This is a genomic window from Streptomyces sp. NPDC007162 (assembly GCF_040634175.1).
Taxonomy (GTDB): Bacteria; Actinomycetota; Actinomycetes; order Streptomycetales; family Streptomycetaceae; genus Streptomyces.
This window is the reverse complement of the sequence record NZ_JBEYFC010000642.1, coordinates 1-4,355: the sequence shown is the minus strand read 5'-3', so window position 1 is coordinate 4,355 and position 4,355 is coordinate 1. Positions and strand designations below refer to the sequence as shown.

At 74.5% G+C, this 4,355-nt stretch carries 1 protein-coding gene; it reads left to right on the top strand.

Annotated features, from left to right (window positions below; genetic code table 11):
• Positions 1-4,355: amino acid adenylation domain-containing protein (locus ABZ646_RS41130; protein WP_360531244.1), on the top strand; the 4,355-nt coding region annotated here is incomplete at both ends.

The following is a 4,355-nucleotide window of genomic DNA, read 5'->3' as shown; positions in this document are numbered from 1 at the left end:
GGCGGACGTCGAGGCGGCCCGCGAGCACCTGCGCGGGCGGCTGCCGGAACACATGCGGCCCGTGCACTGGACCCTGCTGGAGACGCTGCCCCTGACGCCCAGCGGCAAGACCGACCGCACGGCGCTGCCCGCACCCGACCGGACGCGCTCCGGCCTCGTCGGCGCGTTCACCGCCCCGAGCACGGCGATCGAGCGGACCCTCGCGGACGCCTTCGCCACGGCCCTGGGCGTCGACGAGGTCGGGGTGCACGACGGCTTCTTCCAGCTCGGCGGAGACTCCATGCGCGCCATCCGGGCCGTCGGAGCCCTGCGCGAGCAGGGGCTCGCCCTCACCGTGCAGGACGTCTTCGCCCGGCAGACCGTCGCCGAACTGGCCCCGGTGGCGGCCGCCCGGCCGGCGGCCGAGCCCCAGGAGACCACCCTGACCGGCCGGTTCGAGCTGCTCGCCCCGGGCGACCGGGACCGGCTCCCGGAGGGACTGGCCGACGCCTACCCCATGGGCCAGGTTCAGGTGGGCATGGTCTACGAGATGCTCGCCGACCCCGAGCGCAACACCTACCTCAACGTCAGCACCTTCCAGATCCTGGACGACGGCCCGTTCTCCGCCGAGGCGTTCACCGGCGCGGTCCGCCTGCTGATCGAGCGGCACGAGATCCTCCGCACCTCCTTCGACCTCACCGGGTACTCCGAACCGCTCCAGCTCGTGCACCCCGCCGACGGCCTGGAGGTGACGACCGGCGTCACCGACCTGCGTGGTCTGCCGGCCGAGGAACAGCGGGCGCGGGTGCGGGACTTCCGCGACCGGGCCCAGCGCACCCCGTTCGACATCGGCCGCGCCCCGCTGCTGCGGTACCACGCCCACCTGATCGGCGACCGGGAGTGGCTGCTGACCCACGTCGAGTGCCACGCCATCCTGGACGGCTGGAGCCACCACTCGGTCATCGGCGAGCTGCGAACCCTCTACCGCGAACTGTCCCGGGGCGCCGCCACCCCGCCCGCGGCCCCGCCACGGGTCCGCTACGCCGACTTCGTCAAGCTGGAGAAGCGAGCCCTGGCCTCGTCGGCGGACCGGGAGTTCTGGCGGGAGCGGATCACCGGCCACGACCGGCTCCGGCTGCCCGCCGACACCGCCCTCGCCGAGGCGGACTCCCCGGCCCCCGAGGTGCGGCTGCCCTGGGCGCACCTGGAGCCCCGGCTGCGCCGGCTCGCCGCCGACACCCAGACGTCGCTCAAGAGCGTCCTGTACACCGCCCACCTGAAGGTGCTCGGCCTGATCAGCGGCCAGCACCGGTTCTTCGCCGGCGCCGTCACCAACGGCCGGCCCGAACTGCCGGGCGGCGACCGGGTGCGCGGTATGTACCTCAACACCGTCCCGTTCGCCGTCGACCTGCGGGCGCGGAGCTGGCGCGAGCTGGTGCGGTCGGTGTTCGCCGAGGAACTGGCACTGTGGCCGCACCGGCGCTATCCGTTGCCCGCGATGCAGCGCGCATGGGGCGGCGGCGAACCGCTCGTCGAGGTGGTCTTCGCGTACCTGGACTTCCACGTGCTCGACGAGCAGCGCGCGGACATCGGCACGGTCGACGACCACAGCCCGAACGAGTTCACCCTCGACGTGTGGACCTTCCCCGGTGAGCTGCGGATGACCTGCCGGCCCGGCTGGGCCGGCCAAGAGCGGCTGGCGGCCATCGGCGACGCCTTCCTCGGCGTCCTCACCGCGATGGCCGACGACGCCGACGCGGACCCGCGCGGCTTCCGCGCTCCCGGCCTGGAGCAGACCGACGGGACGCCGACCGGCAGCCGGCCACTGCCCGAGGTCTGCGTGCCCGAACTGGTCGCCGCCCGCGGCCGCCCCGACGCGACCGCGCTGGAGGACGGCCGGCGCCGGCTCACCTACCGGGAACTCGACGCCCGTTCCAACCAGCTGGCCCACCTGCTGCGCGGGCTCGGCATCGGCCCGGAGCAGCCGGTCGCGCTCTGCCTGGACCGCGGCATCGAGGCGGTGGTCGCCATGCTCGCCGTCCTCAAGGCCGGCGGGTACTACGTACCGCTCGACCCCGGCTACCCGGACGCCCGCATCGGCTACGTCCTGGACGACGTCCGTGCCGGGGTGGTCCTGTGCCGCCCGCAGGACACCGCCCGCCTGGCCGGGTTCGCCGGCCTCAGCAGCGTCCCCCTGGACGCCGGGTGGGCCGTCCTCGACGGGCTGCCCGAAACCCCCGTCGACGCGGGCACGGTCCCCGACAACCTGGCGTACGTCACCTACACCTCGGGCTCCACCGGCCGGCCCAAAGGCGTGCAGGTCACGCACCGGGGCATCGTCCGGCTGGTGCACGACCCGAACTACGCCGACCTCGACCCGGACCAGGTGCTGCTCCTGCACGCGCCGCTCGCCTTCGACGCGTCCACGCTGGAGGTGTGGGGAGCGCTGGCCAACGGCGCCCGGCTCGCCGTCTGCCCGCCCGGGGCGACCACGGCCGACGAACTGGCCGAGGTGGTCCGCCGGCACGGCGTGACGCTGCTGTGGCTCACCGCCGGCCTGTTCCAGCACATGGTGGAGACCCGCCCGGAGCTGCTGGCCGAGGTACGGCAGGTGCTCGCCGGCGGCGACGCGCTCTCGCCCTCGCACGTACGCACCGCCCTGGCCCACAAAGTGGCGCTGACCAACGGCTACGGCCCCACGGAGTGCACCACCTTCAGCACCGCGCTGCGCGGCGTGACCGAGGCCGACGCCGACCGAGGTGTGCCGATCGGCACACCGATCACCGACACCCGGGTGCTGGTGGTCGACGAGGACCTCGGCCCGGTGCCGGTCGGGGTGCCCGGCGAACTCCTGGTCGGCGGCCCCGGACTCGCCCGCGGCTACCTGGGCCGCCCCGATCTGACCGCGGACCGTTTCGTGCCGGACCCCTCCGGGAGCGTCCCCGGGGCGCGCCTGTACCGCACCGGGGACATCGCCCGTCGCGACGCCGACGGCACGCTGTCCTTCATCGGCCGGCGCGACGGCCAGGTGAAGATCCGCGGCCACCGGGTCGAACTCGCCGAGGTGGAGGCCGCGCTCGGCGGCCTCCCGTCCGTCCGGGCGGCGGCGGCCGCGGTGCATCCGGGACCGGACGGCCACAAGCGGCTGGCCGGCTATGTCGTCCTCGAACCCGGGCACGGTCCGCTGGACGTCGCCGCGCTGCGCGAGCAGTTGCGGCGGCAGGTGCCCGACTACCTGGTGCCCGGCGCCTGGGTGGAGCTGGCCGCCCTCCCGCTCACCGCCAACGGGAAGATCGACCGGGCCGCGCTGCCCGAGCCCGCCGGGCCCGCCCCGACAGCGGCCCACACCGCCCCGCGCACACCCGCCGAGCGGGCCGTGGCCGAGGTCTGGAGCGAGGTGCTCGGTGTGCAGCGGGTCGGTGCCGACGACGACTTCCACGTCCTCGGCGGCCACTCGCTGGCGATCCTGCGGATCATCGCCCTGCTGCGCGAACGGCACGGCATCGAGCTGACCGTCCGGTCGTTCCTGGAGCGCCCCACCGTGGCGGGTCTCGCCGCGGCCGCCGAGGCCGGCACGCCGGCGGCCCGGTCACTGGTGTGGCTGCGGCGCGAGGGCACCCGGCCGCCGCTGTTCTGCGTCCACCCAGGGGGCGGCAGCGCCCACTGGTACCGCCCGCTGGTCCCGTACCTCGACCCCGACCAGCCGGTCGCGGCCTTCGGCTGGCCCGGCCTGCAGGCCGAGCACGGCCCCGTCCCCTCGACGGAACAGATGGCGGAGCGCTACCTGGCCGAGTTGCGGGCCGAGGCACCGCACGGGCCGTACCGGTTGTTCGGCTGGTGCGGCGGCAGCGGCATCGCGAGTGAGCTGGCGCACCGGCTCACGGCCGAGGGCGAGGAGGTCACCTTCATCCTGCTCGACCCCGGCCTGGACAACCACGAGCGGATCGAGCTGTGGCGGGAGTACTGGCTGATCGAGAGCTGTGTGGCGAAGCTGACCGAGCTGGCCGCCGCGCCGTCCGGGCAGGACACCTCGGCGCTGCGGGCGGAGGCCCTGGCACTGCTCGAACACCTGGTGGACGACGTCGATCCGGAGGTCGGGATCACGCTGCCGGAACACGGCGCCGGCGAGGTCTGGCTGCCCTCCGCGAAGATGTGGCGCGAGGTCATGGAGATGTGCCTGACCTACCGGCACCGCCCGTACCCGGGCCGGCTGCACCTGATCGCCAGCGACGAACTGGCTGACGGCAAGCACGAGGTGGCCTCCGGGCAGACGTTCCCCGACTACCTCGCCCGGTGGCGCGAGCTCACCGGGGACGTGACACTGCACCGGATCCCCGGTGACCACTTCGGCGTGCTGAAGCCGCCGCACCTCGGCC